Source organism: Faecalibacterium sp. An58 (genome assembly GCF_002161515.1).
In the GTDB taxonomy this organism is placed as follows: Bacteria; Bacillota; Clostridia; order Oscillospirales; family Ruminococcaceae; genus Faecalibacterium; species Faecalibacterium avium.
On record NZ_NFHX01000003.1, the window covers coordinates 148,915 to 169,187 of the forward strand.

A 20,273-nucleotide genomic window follows, 5' to 3' on the forward strand; every position below is an offset into this window, starting at 1 on the left:
CCGTCGGGCCGCCGGCAGCGGCGCGCCGGACAGAAAGGCAGAACCAATGATGGAACAGACAAACGGCCTCGGCCTGGTGCATCTGTACTGGGGCGAGGGCAAAGGCAAGACCACCGCCGCCATGGGCCTGGCCCTGCGGGCGCTGGGCAGCGGCTGCAAAGTGACCGTCGTACAGTTTTTGAAGGGGGCGGACACCGGTGAAGTGCCCCTGCTGCGCCGGCTGGGCGCCGAGGTCTACCGGGGCAAGGCGGGGCAGAAGTTCGTCTTTCAGATGGACGAGGAAGAAAAGGCGGCCACCCGGGCCTTGCAGACCCGGAACCTGCAGGCGGCCCTGGCCCGCCCGGCCGACCTGTTGGTGCTGGACGAAGCCTGTGCCGCCTGGGAGCTGGACATGGTGGACCGCGCTCTGCTGGAACAGGCGGTGCGCAGCCGTCCGCAGAGCTTGGAGGTGGTGCTGACCGGCCGCCATCCCGCCCCGTGGATGGAGGAGCTGGCCGACTATTCCACCGAGATGCGCTGCCACAGGCATCCTTATGCCCGGGGCATCGCCGCACGCAGGGGGGTGGAATATTGAGCGGAACCAAACACAGCCTGCCCGGGGACATCGAGCGCACCAGCCTGGCCATCATCGCCGCCGAGCTGGAGGAACGGGGCATCGCCATTCCCCCTGAAAATCAGGCGGTGGTGCGCCGGGTGATCCATGCCACCGCCGACTTTGACTATGCGGAACAGCTGCGCTTCACCCCGGGGGCGGCAGAGCGGGGCGTGCAGGCCCTCCGGGCGGGGGGCGTCATCGTCACCGATACCAATATGGCCCTGGCGGGGGTCAGCAAGCCCGCCCTGGCCAAGCTCGGAGGCGCGGCCTTCTGCTATATGGCGGACCCCGCCGTGGCCGCTGCGGCCAAGGCTGCCGGCACCACCCGTGCGGTGGCTGCCATGGGCCATGCGGCCGCCCTGCATCCCGGCGCGGTATTTGCGGTGGGCAACGCTCCCACCGCCCTCTTTGCCCTGTGCGACGCTATGGAGGCAGGGCAGTTCCGTCCGGCCCTCGTCATCGGGGTGCCGGTGGGCTTTGTGAACGTGGTGGAGAGCAAGGAGCGGTTGATGGACGTGTGCGGGCGCCTGGGAGTGCCTGCCATTGCCGCCATGGGCCGCAAGGGGGGCAGCAGCGTGGCCGCCGCCATCTGCAACGCCCTGCTGTATACAGCCGCCGGCCAGCTGGACCCCGCCGCCCGGGGCTGGTAACGGCCGGCGGGCCGCCCATGGGCGCAGGTTCGCCAAGTGGTTTTTCTACTGGTTCTATCCGCTCCACCTGCTGGCGCTGGGGCTGCTGCGCGTGGCCCTGCTGTGAACCGGCAAGACAGAAAAACACCCCCGGCTACGATCCGGGGGTGTTTTCTCAGAGGGAAGCGGGGCTGTCATCGGAGGCTGCGGGGGCGGAAAGGTCCTCTCCTGCGGCCAGCCGGGTCAGCTGGCTGTATTTTTCGGCCTGGTAGCGGCACAATTCCTCGCCCATGCACCCGAGACAGGGCTCGAACGCTTTCTGGAAGGCTTCCGCCGCCGCCAGACGGTCCTTGGGCTTGGCCAGCAGGGCCAGCTTGTCCTGGGCCCTGGCAAAGCAGCGGTCGATCATGGCCTTGCCCACGTGGTTGCGGTAGCTCTGGCGGTAGAGCCGGGCCAGGGTGACGGTGGGCTGTTCGCCCCCGAAGCGGGTGTATTTGGTGCACTCGGCCAGGATCACGAACCGGCCCAGAAGGTAATCGTATTTGCGGAAAAAGGTGTCGGGGTCGGTGGTCTTGTTCAGCACGTCGGCGGCTTGCTTGGCCTCCTCCAGACATTTGGGCGCCAGGATGGATGCGTTGTGGCGGCTTTGCACCGAGACGTTCACCCGGGTCCACTCCGGATTGGGGCGGTAGACGTCCGCCTCCAGCGCCTCGGGGGCGGGGGAAGGCTGCTGGGCCTGCGCCTCCTGCCGGGGCTGCTGCCCTGCCTTGTGGGGAACAAACGATCCGGCCACCGACCGGATCAGCTCTGAAAATGTCATGCCGGGACCTCCCTTCCCATTTCCAGACCATGATAGCACGAAATCCGCCCCCGCGCAAGCGGGATGCGGGGTACGGCAAACGAAAGCGGCCCGGAGACGTTAGTCCCCGGGCCGCTTTTCTGGAGCGGGTAATCGGAATCGAACCGACCTCCACAGCTTGGAAGGCTGTTATACTAGCCGATGTACTATACCCGCACTTGTGGAGGATAGTATACCACGGTTTGGAGCAAAAGTCCAGAGCCAAAATCAAAAAACATGGACTTTACAGCGGGCGGCCTTTTCGGTAAGATAGAGAAAAGAGAGGAGGGCACAGGATGACCGATGCCATCGAGAGGATCCGGGAACGGCTGTTCGCCATGCAGGATACGGATTATCAGGCTTTTCAGGCAAAGCTGCTCCCCACCGTTCCGCCCGGGAAGGTGATCGGGGTGCGGCTGCCCGATCTGCGCCGCTGCGCAAAGGAGCTGGCGGGCACAGCGGACGCGGCGGTCTTTTTGGAGACGCTGCCCCACACATACTATGAGGAGAACAACCTGCACGGCTTTTTGCTGGAGCGGATCCGGGATTTTGACGCCGCCCTGGCGGGAGTGGAAACTTTTTTGCCCTACATCGACAACTGGGCCACCTGCGACACCACCAGCCCCAAGGTATTCGCAAAACACACCGATGCTTTGCTGGAGCCGGTGCGCCGGTGGATCGGCTCGCAGCAGACCTACACCGTCCGCTATGGGATGGGGATGCTGATGCGTTACTATCTGGACGAGGCGTTCCGGCCCGAATACCTGGACTGGGCGGGAAAAGTGCAGTCGGAGGAATACTATGTGCGGATGATGGCGGCCTGGTTTTTCGCTACGGCCCTGGCCAAACAGCCCCAGGCCGCCTGGCCCTGGCTGGCCCAGCCCCGTCTGGACCCCTGGGTGCGGGCCAAGGCGGTGCAGAAGGCCCTGGAGAGCCGCCGCATCACCCCGGAGCAGAAACAGGCCCTGCGGGCGCTGCGAAAGACCTTTTGAGGCGGTGGGCCCTCTGTGAAAGCTTTCTGGCCCGGAAAGCGGTTTTCCTGTTTACTTTGCGGGCATTTTATTGTAAAATAGGCACAATGAGAATCTAAACTGCGCGGAGTGAATTGCAATGGGACTGAAATACAACCGTATCCTTTTAAAGATCAGCGGCGAGGCTTTGGGCGGCGAAAAAGGCTCCGGCTTTGACGAGGCCGCCATGGACTCGATCTGCGGCGGCGTCAAAAAAGCCTATGACCTGGGCGTCCAGATCGGCATCGTGGTGGGCGGCGGCAACTTCTGGCGCGGCCGTACCAGCGGCAGGATGGAGCGCACCCTGGCTGACAAGATCGGTATGCTGGCCACCGTCATGAATGCCCTGGCCGTGTCGGACAAGCTGGCCCAGCTGGGTGTGCCCAGCGAGGTGTTCACCTCCATTGAGATGCCCAAGGTGGCACCTGTGTTTGACCGCAAGGCTGCCCTGGCCGCCATGGAGGAGGGCAAGGTGGCCGTCTTTGGGGGCGGCACCGGCAACCCCTTCTTCTCCACCGATACGGCCACGGCCCTGCGGGCGGTGGAAGTGTCCGCCGACGTGATGTTCAAGGCCACCATGGTGGACGGCGTCTACGACAAGGACCCGCACAAATACCCGGATGCAAAGAAATACGACACCCTCACCTTCAGCAAGGTGCTGGAAGACCAGCTGGCCGTCATGGACGGCACGGCAGCCACCCTCTGCCGGGACAACAAGCTGCCCATCCTGGTGTTCGACCTGGCAGACCCCGACAACATCGCCCGGGCCGTCCAGGGCGAGACGGTGGGCACACTGGTCTATGAAGGCTGAGCCGCCCCTATACTATATGGATCGGGTCTGGGCACGCAGCCCGGCAGGATAAGACAAGAACAGGAGAGAACGACTATGAGCAGCAATACCAAGGTGTTTGAGGAAAAGATGAAGAACTCGGTGGAGCATCTGGAGCGGGAACTGGCCGCCGTCCGTGCAGGCCGGGCCAACCCCGCCGTGCTGGATAAGGTGACGGTGGATTACTACGGCTCGCCCACCCCCATCCAGCAGGTGGCGTCTGTGGCAGTCAGCGAGGCCCGCACCCTGACCATCACCCCGTGGGACCGCTCGCTGCTGCGCCCCATCAGCAAGGCCATCCAGGCCAGCGACGTGGGCATCAACCCCATCGACGACGGCCAGACCATCCGGCTGAACTTCCCCGCCCCCAACGAGGAGCGCCGCCGCCAGCTGGCCAAAGAGGTGGCCAAGATGGGCGAGGACGCCAAGGTGGCCATCCGCAATGTCCGCCGTGAGGCCATGGATAAGGCCAAGGCCATGAAGAAGGCCGGCGAGCTGACCGAGGACAGCCAGAAGACCATGGAGGAGGATGTCCAGAAGATCACCGACAAGTACAGCAAGCTTGTGGATAAGGCCGTGGAGGAAAAGCAGAAGGAGATCATGTCGGTCTGACCGATCCTGCTGCAAACGAACGGGAGGTGCCGTGCGCTGGGAATGGTGCGCGGCACTTTTTGCGATGAGATGAACAGGAGGGATGGTATGCCGCAGCATCCGGAAGAATTTGCCAAAGGGCTTTCGGTGGGCATCATCATGGACGGCAACGGCCGCTGGGCCAAACAGCGGGGCCTGCCCCGCACCGCCGGCCACAAGAAGGGGGCGGAGGTATTCCAGCAGATCGCCGATTACTGCGACCAGCTGGGCCTGGCCTCGGTGTATTTCTATGCTTTTTCCACCGAAAACTGGAAGCGCCCCGCCGAGGAGGTGGGCGCGATCATGAAGCTGCTGGGGGAGTACCTGCTGAAGGCCTTTGATTACAAGAGCCGCAACAACAAGATCGTCTTTTTGGGGGACCGCACCGCCCTGGAACCCCGCTACCAGCAGCTGATGGACGAGATCGAGCAGGGCACCGCCGACCGCACCGGCATGGTGCTGAATGTGGCGGTGAACTACGGCGGCCGCCAGGAGATCGTGCGGGCCGCCCGGGACCTGGCTCGCCAGGCCGCGGCGGGCACACTGGACCCGGACGCCATCACCGAGGAGATGCTGGCGTCCCGGCTGTACACCGCGGGCCAGAAGGACCCCGACCTCATCCTGCGGCCCAGCGGGGAGAAGCGGCTGTCCAACTTCATGCTGTGGCAGGCGGCCTATTCCGAGCTGGTGGAGATGGACGTCTTGTGGCCGGATTTTACCCCCGCAGACCTGGATGCAGCCATCCGGGAGTTCAACCGCCGCAGCCGCCGCTTTGGCGGCATCTGACGGGCAGCCGGGCCCGTCCCAGATAAGGAGAAACGATGAAAACAAGAGTGATTACAGCCGTTGTGGGCATCGCCGTGCTGGTGCTGGTCATGCTCACCTTCAACACCCTGGTGTTCAACCTGGTGGTGGCGGCGGTGGCCCTGATCGGGATGCACGAGGTGTATGCCGCCCTGGGCTTTGACAAAAAGGACTGGCTGCTGTATGCGGTGCAGGTGCCCTACACCCTGCTGGTGATGCTGTCCAGTTATGAGATGGTGCGCGGGCTGATTTTGGCGGTGTCTTTTGTGCTGCTGATGTTCTACTGCATCTACCTGGTGGTGCGCAACGGCAGCGTCAGCTTCCAAAAAGTCAGCGGGCTGGTCTTTTTTTCGGGGATCATCCTGTTCTGCTTCTATTCGCTGGTGCATCTGAAGATCCTGCTGCCGGTGGACCGGTACAGCTACGACGCCATTTTCTTTATCCTGCTGGTGCTGTGCTTCGCCTGGGGCGGGGATACCTGCGCCTACTTTGCAGGCCGGGCCTTCGGCAAGCACAAGCTGTGCCCCAAGGTCAGCCCCAAAAAGACGGTGGAGGGCGCCATCGGCGGGGTGCTGGGCACTATGCTGTTCGGGGTCATCATCACGGTGGCCTATTCGGTCATCGCCGACCGCACCGAAGCTTTCACCCAGAGCAACATCGGCGTGTCGATGTATGCCATCATCGCCCTGCTGGGGGTGGTGGCCGCCGTGCTGGGCATCTACGGCGACCTGTTTGCCAGCGTGGTCAAACGCCAGTGCGGCATCAAGGACTACGGCACCATCTTCCCGGGGCATGGCGGCATCCTGGACCGGTTTGACAGCGTGATGTTCATCGCCCCCTTTGTTTCGATGGTGATCACGGCGGTATTCTACCGGTAAAAGGAGGGGACAGCTATGCCAAAAAAGATCACCCTGCTGGGTTCCACCGGTTCCATCGGCACCCAGAGCCTGGATGTGATCCGGGCCCAGGGGTATGAAGTGTTCGGCCTGTCGGCCCACAGCCGCACCGATCTGCTGCTGCGGCAGATCGAGACGTTCCACCCCAAGGTGGTGTGCGTCACCGACCTCGACGCCGCCGGCCGTCTGGAGGGCGCCCTGGCTGGCCGTGCCGGCGCGCCGGTGCTGCTGCACGGGGCCGAAGGGCTGCGGCAGCTGGCCGCCATGGACGGCCCCGACGTGGTATTGAACAGCGTGGTGGGCATCGCCGGGCTGGGCGCATCCCTGGCGGCCATCGAGAGCGGCCATGACCTGGCCCTGGCCAACAAGGAGAGCCTGGTCACCGGCGGGCACCTGGTCACCCAGGCGGTGGCCCGGCATGGGGTCAAGCTGCTGCCGGTGGACAGCGAGCACTCGGCCATCTTCCAGTGTTTGCAGGACGCCCACAGCGCCAGATCCCTGACCAAGATCCTGCTCACCGCCTCGGGCGGACCCTTCTTTGGGATGAAAGCGGACCAGCTGCGGGGCAAAACAAAAGAGGATGCCCTGCGCCACCCCAACTGGAACATGGGGGCCAAGATCACCATTGACAGCGCTACTCTGATGAACAAGGGCCTGGAGCTGATCGAGGCGGTGTGGCTGTTTGGCCTGCCCCCCGAAAAGATCCAGATCGTGGTCCAGCGCCAGAGCATCATCCACTCGGCGGTGCAGTTCAGCGACAACTCGGTCATCGCCCAGCTGGGGGTGCCGGATATGCGCATCCCCATCCAGTATGCCCTCACCTGGCCCGAGCGGGGAGGCCCTGTGGCCCCCGAGCTGGACTTTGCGGCCCTCAAGGTGCTGACCTTCGACGTGGCCGATGAGGAGACGTTCCGCTGCCTGGCCGCCTGCAAAAAGGCCATCGCCAAGGGGGGCCTTGGGCCCTGCGCCGCCAACGGCGCCAACGAGGAGGCCGTCAAGCTGTTCCTGGAGGACAAGATCGGCTTTCTGGACATTGGCCGTCTGGTGGAGGCCGTGGTGGACAGCGATGCTTTTGGAGGCAGCTACGACCTGGCCGACGTGTACCAGTGCGACCGGATGGCCCGGGCTTTCGTGCACAGCCACCTGTGAGGGCCAACGCGTGATCAAAGGAGCATTATGACGATACTGATAACCTTTCTGGCGTCCCTGCTGGTGTTCGGCGCGGTCATCGCCATCCATGAGTTCGGGCATTTTGCGGCGGCGAAACTTTCGGGGATCCAGGTCAATGAGTTTTCCATCGGGATGGGTCCGGCCCTGCTGAAAAAGATCGCCGGGGGCACCCAGTACACCCTGCGGCTGCTGCCCATCGGGGGCTATGTGGCCATGGAAGGGGAGGGCAGCCCCGAGTCGGAGCAGGCCCAGCGGGAGCGGGACGCCCGCGAGGACGACGGGGACCAGGAGGACGCCTGCCTGAATCCCATCCCGCCCGAGCAGCGCACCGGCATCCCGTTCCCTGAGGCGGCGGTCTGGAAGCGGGCCATCGTCATGGCGGCAGGCCCGCTGATGAACTTTGTGCTGGGGTTTGCGGTGCTGCTGGGGCTGATCGCCTTCCGCTCCGACCCCATCGCCAGCCGGGTCATCTACCGCATCGAGGAGGGCGCCCTGTGCGGCCAGACCGGCCTGCAGCCCGGGGACGAGATCCTGGCGGTCAACGGCCGGCGCTGCTTCATAGCCAACGACATCGTCTATGAGCTGGTGCGCACCCGGAACACCCAGGCTGATTTCACCGTGCTGCGGGACGGCCGGCGGGTGGAGCTGCCCGGCGTCCGGTTCGATACCTACCAGGATGAGGCGGGCGGCACCCACATGGACATCGGTTTTGTGGTATACGCTCTGGAGAAAACGCCTGCAAACGTATTGAAAGAGAGTCTGAACAGCGAGCTGTACTATGGGCGGATCATCTTTACCACCCTGGTGGACCTGCTGCGGGGGCGGGAGAGCATCAACAACCTCTCGGGGCCGGTGGGCATCGTGTCGGCCATCAGCCAGGCGGCCAGCTACGGCCTGACCGACCTGCTGGAGATGCTGGTCCTGATCACTGTCAACGTGGGCGTGTTCAACCTGCTGCCCATCCCGGCGCTGGACGGGGGCAGGCTGGTGTTCCTGGCGGCGGAGGCCGTCATCCGGCGGCCTGTATCCCAGCGGCTGCAGGAGGGGCTGACGGTGGCCACCTTCATCCTGCTGTTCGGGCTGATGATCTTTGCCACTTACAACGACGTGATCCGCCTGTTCACGGGCGGCTTTTGAACAAGGGAGGTGCGCCCATGCGTGTGCGCAAGCGTGAAGTCAAGATCGGCGGCATGGCCATCGGCGGGTCCAATCCCATTGCGGTGCAGACCATGCTCAACGTCCCCATCGACGATATCCCGGGCAATGTGGCCCAGGCCAGGCGCTGCGCGGCGGTGGGCTGCCAGATCCTGCGGGTGACCTGCCCCACCCCCGCCGACGCCAAATGCATCGAGGCGGTCAAAAAGGCAGTGGATATACCCATTGTAGCGGACATCCATTTTGATTACCGTGCAGCATTGGCCTGCGCGGCGGTGGGCGTGGACAAGATCCGGATCAACCCCGGCAACATCGGCAGCGATGATCGGGTCAAGGAAGTGGTGACGGCCTGCCGGGCCGGGCACATCCCCATCCGCATCGGGGTCAACGGGGGCAGCCTGGAAAAGCACATCCTGGCCAAATACGGCGCTCCGGTGCCCGAGGCCATGGTGGAGAGCGCCCTGTACCATGTGCGGCTGCTGGAAAAATTCGACTTTGAGGATATCGTCATCTCGATCAAAAGCTCGAATGTGCCCCGGATGATGGAGGCCTACCGCCAGTTGTCGGCGGTCACGGATTACCCTTTGCATGTGGGAGTCACTGAGGCGGGCACCTACCAGATGGGCCTGCTCAAGTCGGGTATGGGCATCGGTGGGCTGCTGCTGGAGGGGATCGGGGACACCATCCGGGTCTCTCTGGCCGCCGACCCCGAAAAGGAAGTGGAGGCCGGCTTCAACATCCTGCGGGCGGTGGGCTACGCGGTGGCAGGGCCTGAGGTGATCACCTGCCCCACCTGCGGCCGCACCCAGTACCCCTGCATTGAGATCGCCAACGAGGTGGAGCGCCGGCTGCAGGGCTACAAAAAGCCCATCAAGGTGGCGGTGATGGGATGTGTGGTCAACGGTCCCGGCGAGGCCCGGGAGGCGGACATCGGCATTGCCGGCGGCAAAAACGAGGCGGTGCTGTTCGTCCATGGCCAGCCGGTGCGCAAGCTGACGGGGGACAACATCCTGGACCAGTTCATGGAGGAGATCTACAAGCTATGAGAGAGAACGCAACGCCCTGCACCTTCGCCCCGGCTTCGCCGGCCGACCTGGAGGCCCTGCTGCCCTACTACCGCCAGGCTGCAGCCCGGCCCGACTGCCCCTGGAGCCAGGATTACCCTGATCAGGCCACCCTGGAGGCCGACCAGGCCGAAGGGCGGCTGTTCTGCGCCAAAGACCCTGATGGCCAGGTGATGGGGGCCTACGTCCTCACCTTTGGGGACGAGGACACCGAGGCCCAGACCTTCTGGACCAAGGGGCTGGAACCCGCCGGCGAGGTGGTGCGCCTGCTGACCGCGGCCCCCTACGAAAACCAGGGCCTGGGCGGGCGGTTGCTGGCCGACGCCGTGGCGTGGCTGGCCCGCATGGGCTGCCGCAGCTGCCGCATCCTGGTGGCGAAGGACAACCGCCGGGCCCTGCGGGCCTATGAGGGGCAAGGCTTTGTCTATGTAGGGCTGGCCCGCCTCTACGGCACCGATTTTGCCTGCTTTGAAAAGCCGCTGGAAGGAGAAACGATTTGAAACCACTGGTATCCCAGCTGTGGCCCCAGTTCATGGCGGACCCTGACTTTGCCGCCTGTTTCGGCAAGGTCCTGGTGGAGCACGCCCTAATGCTGCGGGTCGAGCAGAAGGTGATCTTTACACTGAAAAGTGCCGCGCCGCTGGACAAGGGCCTGTGTGCGCGGCTTTTGGCGTCTTTGCAGCCCGACTACGAGGGGTATGAGCTAATGATCTTCAACCAGTACCCCTATGACACTTTGGATGAAGAGGAACTGCGCGCCATTTTTGAAGAAATGAAAAAGGACGGGGTGCCCATCAACGGCTTTCTGGACCGGTGCACCCTGCAGCTGGAGGGCAGCTGCATCACAGTGGGGGTGCGGGGCGGCACAGGCTTTCTGCACGATCTGAAGTTCGACGAGATGCTGGCCGCCCGCATCGAGGCCCACACCGGCGAAAAGCCCCAGGTGACCCTGCGTTCCGCCGCGGGCGCAGAGGAGCGTCTGGCCCTGGAAAAGAAGCTGGAGGAAAAGGCTGCCCCGCCGGTGATCCAGTTCGAGGCCAAGCGTACGGCGCCTCCCATCCAGGTGGAAGGGCTGGACCTGACCGACAAGCCGGTGCAGATCTTCCACGGCAAGACCTTCAAGCCCAAAGACCTGGTCCCCCTCAAAGACCTGGGAGGCGAGGGCGGCAAGTGCATGATCTGGGGCGACGTATTCGCCACCGAGGTCAAGGGCAGCTTCCGCAAGATCTACTCGGTGTCCATCACCGACTACACCGGCTCCATCTGCCTCAAGGTGCGCGCCCAGGAGGGGGAGGATTGCTCCAAGTGGGAGGGCCTGAAAAACGGCACCACCCTGCTGGTGCGGGGGGATTGCAGCTACGACAAATATGAGCACGACTACATCGTCTATCCCTACGATGTGATGATCGTAGAGCGCCGCCGCCGGGAGGACCACGTCCCCGAAAAGCGGGTGGAGCTGCACCTGCACACCAAGCTGTCGGCCCTGGACGGCTTCTGCGACCCGGGCGGGATCGTCCGGCTGGCCCACAAGATGGGACACCGCGCCATCGCCATCACCGACCACGGGGTGTGCCAGGGCTACCCGGAGGCCATGCTGGCCGCCGACGATATCCACAAGGCCGACCCGGACTTCAAGCTGATCTACGGCTGTGAGGCCTATTTTGTGGATGACATGGTGCCCTGTGTCTACGGCGCCCAGGACCAGCCCCTCAGCGGGGAGTTCTGCGTCTTTGACACCGAGACCACCGGCCTTGACCCCGGCTGCGAATACCTGACCGAGATCGGCGCGGTGCTGGTGCGGGACGGGCGTGTGGTGGAGGAGTTCGATACCTTTGTCAAGCCGCCCAAGGCCATCACCCCCAAGATCACCGAGCTGACCGGCATCACCAACGAGATGGTGGCGGACGCCCCCGAGGAAGGGGAGGCCCTGCGGGCTTTTCTGGACTTTGCCGGGGGCCGGGTGCTGGTGGCCCACAACGCCAACGGCTTTGACATCCGGTTTCTGCGGGCGGCGGCGGGCCGCAGCGGCATCGCCTTTGCCCCCACCTACATCGACACGCTGACCATGGCCCAGACCATGTACCCCGGCCTCCACAATTACAGGCAGGGCACCATCAACAAGCACCTGGAGCTGCCCCCCTACGAGGCTCACCGGGCCTGTGAGGACGCGGGGGCCTTGGGCCGCATCTTCTGCGTCATGCTGCGGGATTTGGAAGAAAAGCAGATCGCTTCCATCGGTGAGATCAACACCGGGCTGGGGGGCAACCGGGAGGTCCTGCGCAAAAAATACTACCACATCATCATCCTGGTCAAAAACCAGGCCGGCCTGAAGAACCTGTACAAGATCGTCAGCAAGGCCCATCTGGACTACTTCTTCAAAAAGCCGCGGGTGCCCCGCAGCCTGCTGAACCAGTACCGGGAGGGGCTGCTGCTCACCTCGGCCTGCGAGGCGGGAGAGCTGTACCGTGCGGTGGTGGAGGAGCGTCCCTATGAGGAGCTGAAAAAAATCGCCGCCTACTACGATATCCTGGAAGTGCAGCCTCTGGGCAACAACGAATATATGGTCCGGGAGGGCCGGGTGGACAGCGTGGAGAAGATCAAGGACTTCAACCGCACCATCATCCGTCTGGGGGAGGATCTGCACAAGCCGGTGATCGCCACCGGCGACGTCCACTTCCAGGAACCGGAGGACGCCGTCTACCGCACCGTCATGCAGGCGGCCGGCGGCTACAAGGACGCCGACCACCAGCCTCCCCTCTATTACCGCACCACCGAGGATATGCTGGCCCAGTTCGACTACCTGCCCCCGGAAAAGGCCCGGGAGATCGTTATTACCAACCCCAACAAGATCGCGGCTGTCATCGACAACAACGTCCGTGCCATTCCGCGGGGGACTTATCCGCCCAGCATCGAAGGGGCGGAACAGCAGCTGCGGGACGCCACCTGGAAACGGGCCAAGGAGGACTACGGCGACCCCCTGCCCGCTCTGGTGCAGGAGCGGCTGCAAAAGGAGCTGGACTCCATCTGCGGCCACGGCTATGCGGTGCTGTATGTGATCGCGGTCAAACTGGTGGCCTTCTCCAACGCGGGCGGTTACCAGGTGGGCAGCCGTGGCTCGGTGGGATCCTCCGCCGTGGCCCACTTCTCGGGAATCTCGGAGGTGAACAGCCTGCCGCCACACTACCGCTGCCCCAAGTGCAAGCACAGCGAGTTCATCACCGACGGCAGCGTGGAGGACGGATTTGACCTGCCCGACAAGGACTGCCCGGTCTGCGGCACCCCCATGTTGGTGGACGGCCACGACATCCCCTTCGAGACCTTCCTGGGCTTTTACGGCGACAAGGAGCCGGATATCGACCTGAACTTCTCGGGCGAATACCAGAGCAACGTCCACCGCTACACGGAGGAGCTGTTCGGCAAGGAGAACGTCTTTAAGGCGGGCACCGTCTCGGGCATCCAGGACAAGACCGCCTACGGCTATGTCAAGCGCTATCTGGAGGAGCGGGGCAAGACGGTCAACCACGCCGAGGAAAACCGTCTGACCCTGGGCTGCACCGGCGTCAAGCGGACCACCGGCCAGCACCCCGGCGGTATGGTGGTGGTGCCCGCCACCAGCGAGATCTACGATTTCTGCCCCATCCAGCACCCGGCGGACGACGTGGCCGGCGGCCTGCTGACCACCCACTTCGAATTCAAATACCTCCACGATACCCTTCTCAAGCTGGACGAGCTGGGCCACGATATGCCCACCTTCTACAAATATTTTGAGGAGTATACCGGGGTGCCGGTGGACAGCATCCCTATGAACGATCCCAAGGTATACAGCCTGCTGACCAGCCCCGAGGCGCTGGGGGTCACCCCCGAGCAGATCGACAGCCAGACCGGCACCTTCGGCATCCCCGAGATGGGCACCAACTTTGTGCGCCAGATGCTGGTGGAGGCAAAGCCCAAGAATTTTTCCGAGCTGATCCAGATCTCGGGGCTGTCCCACGGCACCGACGTGTGGACCAACAACGCCGACGAACTGATCCGCAGCGGTACCTGCACCATCGCCGAAGTGATCGGTTGCCGTGACAGCATCATGCTGTACCTGATCCGCAAGGGCCTGGAGCCCAAGATGGCCTTTGACATCATGGAGGACGTCCGCAAGGGCAAAGTGGCCAAGGGCGGCTTCAAACCCGGCTGGGAGGAGGCCATGCGGGAGCACGACGTGCCCGACTGGTACATCGAATCCTGCCGCAAGATCAAGTATATGTTCCCCAAGGCCCACGCGGTGGCCTACCTGATGAGCGCCATCCGGCTGATGTGGTACAAGATCTACTATCCCCAGGCGTTCTACGCGGTCTATTTCACCGTGCGCGGGGATGACATCGATTACGAAGCCGCCGTGGGCGGCACCGATGTGGCCCGCGCCCACATGAACGAGGTCAACCGCCGCCTGAAAGAGGAGAAGAACGCCAAGGACGAGGATCTGCTGGTGTCGCTGCAGCTGGTCAATGAGATGCTGATGCGGGGCTATCAGTTCCTGCCCATCCAGATCGGCAAGAGCCGCGGCACCCGCTATGTCATCGAGGACGGCAAGGTGCGTCTGCCCTTTGCGGCCATCAAGGGCCTGGGAGCCACCGCCGCCCTGGCTCTCGAGAATGTCACCATCCACGGCGAGGACTACCTCTCGGTGGAGGAGCTGCAGCAGGCGGCCGGGGTCTCCAGCGCCGTCATCGACAAGCTGCGCCAGGTGGGCGCTCTGGGGGACCTGCCCGAGAGCAGCCAGGTGAGCTTCTTCTGAAAACCATGCAAAAAGAGCCGGCTCCCAGCCAAAACGGCAGGGGGCCGGCTTTGTTTATGCCTCGTCGATGGCCCCGCCGCAGTAGGGGCAGTGGGTGATCATGTGGCTGCGGGCGTATAGCCCGAAATCGGGCAGCCGCTTGCCGCAGTGGGGGCAGCGCCACCAGCGGAAGAGCACGATGCTGTAAGCAGCTCCGACCCCGATGGACAGCGCGAGCGGCGCCCCGTAGATCCGGACATCCTCGGTTTGGAGGGCCAGCAGCAGGACCACAAGAAGGCCAAGCAGAACGTACAAAAGGGTCCTGGACAGGCTGCGCGCCCGGTTCGGTTTCATACGGATCCCTCCTTTTCCAAACTTCTTTTTCCCCATACGTCCCGGAATGGGAAAAGATTGCAGACGGATGCAAAAATCCCCTGTCTTTCAGGCAGAAAGGCAGGGAATCGCAGTTACTGGTTGTTCAGCCAGTCCAGCAGGCGGTTGGCGCCGTTCTTATCGCCGGACACAAAGAGGATATCCCCCTCCTTGAAGGCGGTGTCGGGGCCGACCGACTCGTTGACCTTGCCGCCATTCTCAATGGCGATGATGTTCAGGCCGAAGCGGCCGCGCAGATTGACGTCCACAACGGTGCGGCCGATCATCTTGGAGGGGACCTCCAGCTTGGAGATGCTGACCTGCTCGCTGAGCTGGACAAAGTCCAGCATACCGGTAGTCTCCAGGCGATGGGCCAGGCGGATGGCCATGTCGTGTTCGGGATATACCACCTGGGCGCCCAGCTTGCGCAGGACCTGGCCCTGCTCCTCGCTGGCAGCCTTGGCGATGACGGTGGGGATGCCCATGCTGACCAGATGGAGGGTGGTCAGGATCGAGACGTCCATCTTCTCGCCAATGCACACCACGGCCACGTCGCAGTTCTGGATACCGGTCTCCTCCAGGGTCTTTTTGTCCAGGTTTTTGACCACATAGGCGCTCTCAGTGTAATCCCGCAGCATCCGCACCTTTTCTTCGTCCTGGTCCAGGACCACCAGGTCCTCGCCGGCCTCGGCCAGCTCGATGGCCAGGGCGCTGCCAAAGCGGCCCAGGCCCACGATGCCGTAAGAAGATTTCGATTTCTTGGGTTTGCCAAACATACTATTTCCTCCTGTCAGCCGATGGCGATGTTGCCTTCGGGGTAACTGATCCGCTCGCCCTTGTCAAAATACCAGACAGAAGCGATGGTCAGAGGGCCAAGGCGGCCAATGTACATGGTAAGGATCGAGATCAGCTTTGCGGGGATGCCCAGCCCGGTGGTGATGCCGGTGGACAGACCCACGGTGCCGAAGGCGCTGGTCATCTCGAACAGGGCGTCCACCAGCCGCAGCTGGGGCTCGAACACCATCATCAGCCAGGTGCCGGTGAGCACCACCGACAGAGCCAGCAGGGTGATGACCGCTGCCTTGCGGAAGGCGCCCGAGGGCACCGCGTAGTGGAAGGCTTTTTCGCCCCGGTTGGTGGCGGCCGACTTGATGCCCTGCAGCAGCACGAAGAAGGTGCTTGTCTTGATACCGCCGCCGGTGGATCCGGGGGAAGCGCCGATGAACATCAGCACGATCAGCACAAGCAGGCCGGCGCTGTTGAACTCGGCCAGGGGATAGGTGGAGAAGCCTGCGGTACGGGCCGACACGCTGTGGAAGAAAGCAGCCAGCCAGGTGATGTTCTCGGTCAGTTTGAGCAGTACGGCGCCTACCACGATGAGGATGGCGCTGACCGTAATGACCACTTTGGTGTGCATCGAGAATTTCTTCCAGTGGAAGTGGTTGTGCAGCACATCCTGGATGACCAGGAAACCGATGCCGCCAAAGATGATCAGCCCGCAGGTGATCAGGTTGAGCATCACGTTGTCCCGGTAGGGGATGAGGTTCTGATAATTGCCCAAAATATCAAAACCCGAGTTGTTGAAGGCTGCCACCGAGTGGAAAATGCTGATCCACAGGGCCCGCAGGGGCGGATAGTCCTGCACAAAGACAATGAAGCTGAGGGCTGCGCCCACCCCTTCAAAGCAGAGGGTCATCAGGAAGATTCGCTTGAGGAAGCGCAGGATGCCCTGGGCGGAATCCAGGTTGAGGGCTTCCTGCAGGACGCTGCGCTCCTTCAGATTGATCTTGCGGCCCATGACCAGGATGATGCCCGCGCCCACCGAAGTGACGCCCAGGCCGCCGATCTGGATCAGCGCCGCCAGGATGAACTGCCCGATGAAGGTGAAATTGTCTCCCGCATCGATGGCGATCAGACCGGTGACACAGACCGCGCTGGTGGAGGTGTAGAGGGTGTCGATGTAGTGGACCACGGCCCCTTCCTGTACGCTGAAGGGCATGATCAGCAGCACCGACCCCAGCAGGATCACCAGTGCAAAGCCAAGGGCAATGACCCGCACCGGCGACTGCTTTTTGATAAAGTCGAACATAAGATCTCCTTGCTTGTGGTGCGGCAGCCCGGGATGGGCTGCTGCCAGTAAGACCAGAGGTGGGACTGGATGCCCTGTGCGGCGCCCCCGGCAAGGATGTGCCGCCAGCCATCCAGATGTCCTGTATCTGACCGCCGCGATGCCGTTCCATCCTGACCGGGGCGCTCCCTGCCGTGCTGCTGTCCGCAGCTGGCGCCTCCGGGGCGGATATCTCAACATTTTTGACTTCTCAGATACACATTAGTATAACAGGAAATAGGAAAAAGAAAAGGGGGTATTTCGCATTTTTTACACAAAATGGACTTGAAATATTTTCCTTTTCCACACAAATTGCGCAAAAAGTGCGCAGGAGCAAAAAAGAGGCCCGTGCCCCTCTGCGCGGGCAGGGGAACACGGGCCGGATCGCTGAAAAAACAGGGATGGAAAACAGCGTTACTCCGCCTTGGCGGTGCTGCGCTGGATGAGCTTGACAATCTCCACCACGGGAATGACCAGGAACGCCAGGGCCAGGGCCACCAGGTACTCGCCCAGGTCAACGGGGGTGAAGCCGAACAGGTTGGCCACAAAGGGCACTTCCAGCACGACGGTGGTCAGCACCAGGCTGCCCAGCATGGCGCCCCACAGGACCTTGTTGTGGGTGTGCAGGGTGAACACGCTCTTGCGCTGGCTGCGCATATTGAAGCTGTGGAAGATCTCGCACATGCTCATGGTCAGGAAGGCCATGGTCATGCCGTCGTCGCTGACGCCCACCGGCATCTCAAAGTAGCCCACTTCCATGCAGTGGCCGATGATATAGGAGGCCAGGGTGATGACCGAGATCAGCAGGCCCTGGTAGCCGATATCAAAGCCCAGGCCGCCGGCAAAGATGCCGTCCTTGGAATTGCGGGGCTTGCGCTTCATGATATCGCTCTCGCTCTGCTCCATGCCCAGAGCCAGGGCGGGGAAGCAGTCGGTGATCAGGTTGATGAACAGCAGGTGGACGGGGTTGAGCAGGGTGAAGCCCAGCAGGGTGGCGCAGAACACGCCCAGCACCTCGCTCATGTTGGAAGCCAGCAGGAACTGGATGGCCTTGCGGATGTTGGCGTAGATGCGGCGGCCTTCCTCCACAGCGCCCACGATGGTGGCAAAGTTGTCGTCGGACAGCACCATGTCGGCCACGTTCTTGGTGACGTCGGTGCCGGTGATGCCCATGCCGATGCCGATATCGGCGGCCTTGATGGAGGGCGCGTCGTTGACGCCGTCGCCGGTCATGGCGGTGATGGCGCCGTTGCCCTTCCAGGCGGTGACGATGCGCACCTTGTGCTCGGGCTGGACGCGGGCGTAGACGCCGTACTTCTTGACGGCCTCGCCGATCTCGCTGTCAGGCACCTTGTCCAGCTCTGCGCCGGTGATGGCCTGGCTGGCGTCGGTGATGATGCCCAGCTCCTTGGCGATGGCCACGGCGGTGTCCTTGTGGTCGCCGGTGATCATGACGGGACGGATGCCGGCCTCACGGCATTCCACGATGGCGGGCTTGACCTCGGGACGGACCGGGTCGATCATGCCGGTCAGGCCCAGGAAGCACAGATCCTGCTCCAGGAAGGCAGGCTCGTTCTTGGCGGGCTTTTCGGCCCAGTCGCGCTTGGCGGCGGCCAGCACGCGCAGGGCCTGGTCGGCCATATCCTTGTTGGCCTTCAGGATCTCGGCGCGCTTGGCGTCGGTCATAGGCAGGACCTTGCCGTTCTCCAGGTAGGAGGTGCAGCGCTTGAGGATCTCGTCGGGAGCGCCCTTGGTGTACTGGACAAAGGCACTGCCGGCGGTGTGGATGGTGCTCATCATCTTGCGGGAAGAATCAAAGGGAGCCTCGTCCACACGGGGCTGGGCGGCGGCCAGCTGGCCCTTGGGCAGGCCCTCCTTGGCCGCAAAGTTGACCAGGGCGGCCTCGGTGGGCTCGCCCTCGGCCTGGCCGGCGTCGTTCAGGATGGCGTCGTTGCACAGGGCCATGGCGGTGGCCAGGGGAGCGGTCTCGCCCAGATGCTGCACCACGGTCATCTTGTTCTGGGTCAGGGTGCCGGTCTTATCCGAGCAGATCACCTGGGTGCAGCCCAGGGTCTCCACGGCGGTCAGACGGCGGATGACGGCGTTGCGCTTGCTCATGTTGGTAACGCCGATGGAAAGCACCACCGTCACCACGGTGGCAAGGCCCTCGGGGATGGCGGCCACAGCCAGGGACACCGCCACCATAAAGGTGGACAGGATGGAATCCAGGGTGAAGGAGCCGGCCACGATCAGGTCAAAGACAAAGATGAACAGGCAGATGCCCAGCACCAGCTTGGACAGCACGCGGCTGAGCTGGTCCAGCTGACGCTGCAGGGGAGTCTGCTCCTGCTCGGTGTTGGCCAGGGCGCCTGCGATCTTGCCCATCTCGGTGTCCATACCGGTGCGGGTGATCAGGGCCTTGCCGCGGCCATACACCACGGTGGAGCCCATATAGCACATATTCTTGCGGTCGCCCAGGGGGATCTCGGTCTGGTCCTTGCCCAGGCCCAGCGCATCGATGATCTTGTTGACGGGGACGCTCTCGCCGGTCAGGGCGGCCTCCTCGATCTTCAGGCTGGCGCTCTCCAGCAGACGGCCGTCAGCGGGGACGGCGTCGCCGGCCTCCAGCAGGACGATGTCGCCGGGCACCAGCTGGTCGCTGTGCAGGGAGATCTGCTTGCCGTCCCGCAGCACCTTGCAGGTGGCGGCGGTCATGGTCTGCAGCGCCTCGATGGCGGCCTCCGCCTTGCTCTCCTGGAAGACGCCCAGCACCGCGTTCAGCAGCACGACGATCAGGATGATAAAGACCTCGGCAAAGCTCTCGCCCGAGATGAAGTTGGTCACCGCAGAGACGGCGGCCGCGATCATCAGGATGATCAGCATGGGGTCCTTCAGCTGCTCGATGAAGCGCTGTAGAAGGGTGGGTTTCTCAGCGTCCTTCAGCTTGTTGGGGCCGTATTTCTCGAGCCGTGCAGCGGCCTCCTCGCTGCTTAGACCGCTGGGGCTGGTGTCCAGCTCCGCAATCAGCTCTTGCGGGGTTTGTACATACTCCTGTTGTTTCATTCTAGGTTTTCTCCTCCTAACGGTATAGGGCGTCTTCCAAACCACCGGCGTTGTATGGAGCCTGTGGTTTTTCGGATACACCCCGGTGCATGGTGAGGGCGAACACAAAAGCGAAGAGTGCCCGACAAAACAAAAGACCCATGCACTGGATGGGCTTCCGGTGCATGAGTCTCATTCTTTATCAAAGCTGCCCGAACTCATAAAGAGTTGTCCTGACGGGCCGGCCTCGCGCTCTCACGCGGAATTACTCCCTCATGTGTTTCTCATTATATAGGATGGGACTGCATTTGTCAATGGACAAACGCGTAGACTATCAAAAAAGTCCTGTCCAGCCGACATGTGCGGA

Annotated in this window: 17 protein-coding genes and 1 tRNA gene; 12 read left to right on the forward strand and 6 right to left on the reverse strand. The window is 63.0% G+C overall.

Going from position 1 to position 20,273, the window contains the following annotated elements:
• Window positions 1-46 precede the first annotated feature (46 nt).
• Both B5G12_RS04340 and B5G12_RS04345 read left to right on the forward strand, forming a co-directional pair.
• Entirely contained in the window at window positions 47-574 is a 528-nt protein-coding gene (locus B5G12_RS04340; protein WP_242955927.1) for a cob(I)yrinic acid a,c-diamide adenosyltransferase, read from the forward strand.
• Window positions 571-1,245 (forward strand): precorrin-8X methylmutase, encoded by a 675-nt coding sequence (locus tag B5G12_RS04345; RefSeq protein ID WP_087324028.1) that lies wholly within the window; start codon window positions 571-573, stop codon window positions 1,243-1,245. Before B5G12_RS04340 ends, B5G12_RS04345 begins: the two co-directional genes overlap by 4 nt.
• Before the next feature lie 154 nt (window positions 1,246-1,399).
• Here the strand turns inward: B5G12_RS04345 and B5G12_RS04350 are convergent, their stop codons facing one another.
• A complete protein-coding gene (locus B5G12_RS04350) occupies window positions 1,400-2,044 on the reverse strand; it encodes a hypothetical protein (protein WP_087229872.1) in 645 nt (214 codons plus the stop codon).
• 120 nt (window positions 2,045-2,164) lie between these two features.
• Window positions 2,165-2,239: transfer RNA gene (locus B5G12_RS04355), tRNA-Gly, on the reverse strand.
• A 119-nt stretch (window positions 2,240-2,358) separates the two neighbouring features.
• Here B5G12_RS04355 and B5G12_RS04360 point away from each other — a divergent pair.
• From B5G12_RS04360 to B5G12_RS04405, 10 genes are all read left to right on the forward strand, one after another.
• Complete coding sequence (locus B5G12_RS04360) at window positions 2,359-3,054, forward strand: DNA alkylation repair protein (RefSeq protein WP_087324029.1); 696 nt, start codon at window positions 2,359-2,361, stop codon at window positions 3,052-3,054.
• A 118-nt stretch (window positions 3,055-3,172) separates the two neighbouring features.
• The gene (pyrH, locus tag B5G12_RS04365; protein WP_087229866.1) at window positions 3,173-3,883 is read left to right on the forward strand and encodes a UMP kinase; all 711 of its coding nucleotides are present in this window, start codon (window positions 3,173-3,175) and stop codon (window positions 3,881-3,883) included.
• Between the two features lie 75 nt (window positions 3,884-3,958).
• Window positions 3,959-4,513: a ribosome recycling factor gene (gene frr / locus B5G12_RS04370; RefSeq protein ID WP_087229863.1), complete on the forward strand. Its 555-nt coding sequence runs from the start codon at window positions 3,959-3,961 to the stop codon at window positions 4,511-4,513.
• Between the two features lie 87 nt (window positions 4,514-4,600).
• Complete coding sequence (gene uppS / locus B5G12_RS04375; protein WP_087229860.1) at window positions 4,601-5,317, forward strand: polyprenyl diphosphate synthase; 717 nt, start codon at window positions 4,601-4,603, stop codon at window positions 5,315-5,317.
• A gap of 35 nt (window positions 5,318-5,352) precedes the next feature.
• Entirely contained in the window at window positions 5,353-6,213 is an 861-nt protein-coding gene (locus tag B5G12_RS04380) for a phosphatidate cytidylyltransferase (protein ID WP_087229857.1), read from the forward strand.
• A 15-nt stretch (window positions 6,214-6,228) separates the two neighbouring features.
• Complete coding sequence (dxr, locus tag B5G12_RS04385; RefSeq protein ID WP_087324030.1) at window positions 6,229-7,380, forward strand: 1-deoxy-D-xylulose-5-phosphate reductoisomerase; 1,152 nt, start codon at window positions 6,229-6,231, stop codon at window positions 7,378-7,380.
• A gap of 27 nt (window positions 7,381-7,407) precedes the next feature.
• Entirely contained in the window at window positions 7,408-8,538 is a 1,131-nt protein-coding gene (locus B5G12_RS04390) for a M50 family metallopeptidase (protein WP_087324031.1), read from the forward strand.
• Window positions 8,539-8,555: 17 nt separating this feature from the next.
• The gene (ispG, locus tag B5G12_RS04395) at window positions 8,556-9,602 is read left to right on the forward strand and encodes a flavodoxin-dependent (E)-4-hydroxy-3-methylbut-2-enyl-diphosphate synthase (protein ID WP_087324032.1); all 1,047 of its coding nucleotides are present in this window, start codon (window positions 8,556-8,558) and stop codon (window positions 9,600-9,602) included.
• The gene (locus tag B5G12_RS04400; protein ID WP_087324033.1) at window positions 9,599-10,120 is read left to right on the forward strand and encodes a GNAT family N-acetyltransferase; all 522 of its coding nucleotides are present in this window, start codon (window positions 9,599-9,601) and stop codon (window positions 10,118-10,120) included. Before ispG ends, B5G12_RS04400 begins: the two co-directional genes overlap by 4 nt.
• Before the next feature lie 32 nt (window positions 10,121-10,152).
• The gene (locus B5G12_RS04405; RefSeq protein ID WP_087324091.1) at window positions 10,153-14,406 is read left to right on the forward strand and encodes a PolC-type DNA polymerase III; all 4,254 of its coding nucleotides are present in this window, start codon (window positions 10,153-10,155) and stop codon (window positions 14,404-14,406) included.
• Window positions 14,407-14,460: 54 nt separating this feature from the next.
• On the opposite strand, the gene B5G12_RS04410 is transcribed toward B5G12_RS04405, so the two are convergent.
• From B5G12_RS04410 to B5G12_RS04425, 4 genes are all read right to left on the reverse strand, one after another.
• Window positions 14,461-14,739 carry a hypothetical protein gene (locus B5G12_RS04410; RefSeq protein ID WP_087229842.1) on the reverse strand — a complete coding sequence of 93 codons (279 nt, stop codon included), beginning with the start codon at window positions 14,737-14,739 and terminating at the stop codon, window positions 14,461-14,463.
• A gap of 113 nt (window positions 14,740-14,852) precedes the next feature.
• Window positions 14,853-15,533 (reverse strand): potassium channel family protein, encoded by a 681-nt coding sequence (locus B5G12_RS04415; protein ID WP_087229839.1) that lies wholly within the window; start codon window positions 15,531-15,533, stop codon window positions 14,853-14,855.
• A 14-nt stretch (window positions 15,534-15,547) separates the two neighbouring features.
• Window positions 15,548-16,846 carry a TrkH family potassium uptake protein gene (locus tag B5G12_RS04420; RefSeq protein WP_087324034.1) on the reverse strand — a complete coding sequence of 433 codons (1,299 nt, stop codon included), beginning with the start codon at window positions 16,844-16,846 and terminating at the stop codon, window positions 15,548-15,550.
• A 432-nt stretch (window positions 16,847-17,278) separates the two neighbouring features.
• Window positions 17,279-19,927 (reverse strand): cation-translocating P-type ATPase, encoded by a 2,649-nt coding sequence (locus B5G12_RS04425; RefSeq protein WP_087324035.1) that lies wholly within the window; start codon window positions 19,925-19,927, stop codon window positions 17,279-17,281.
• Between the last annotated feature and the right edge of the window lie 346 nt (window positions 19,928-20,273).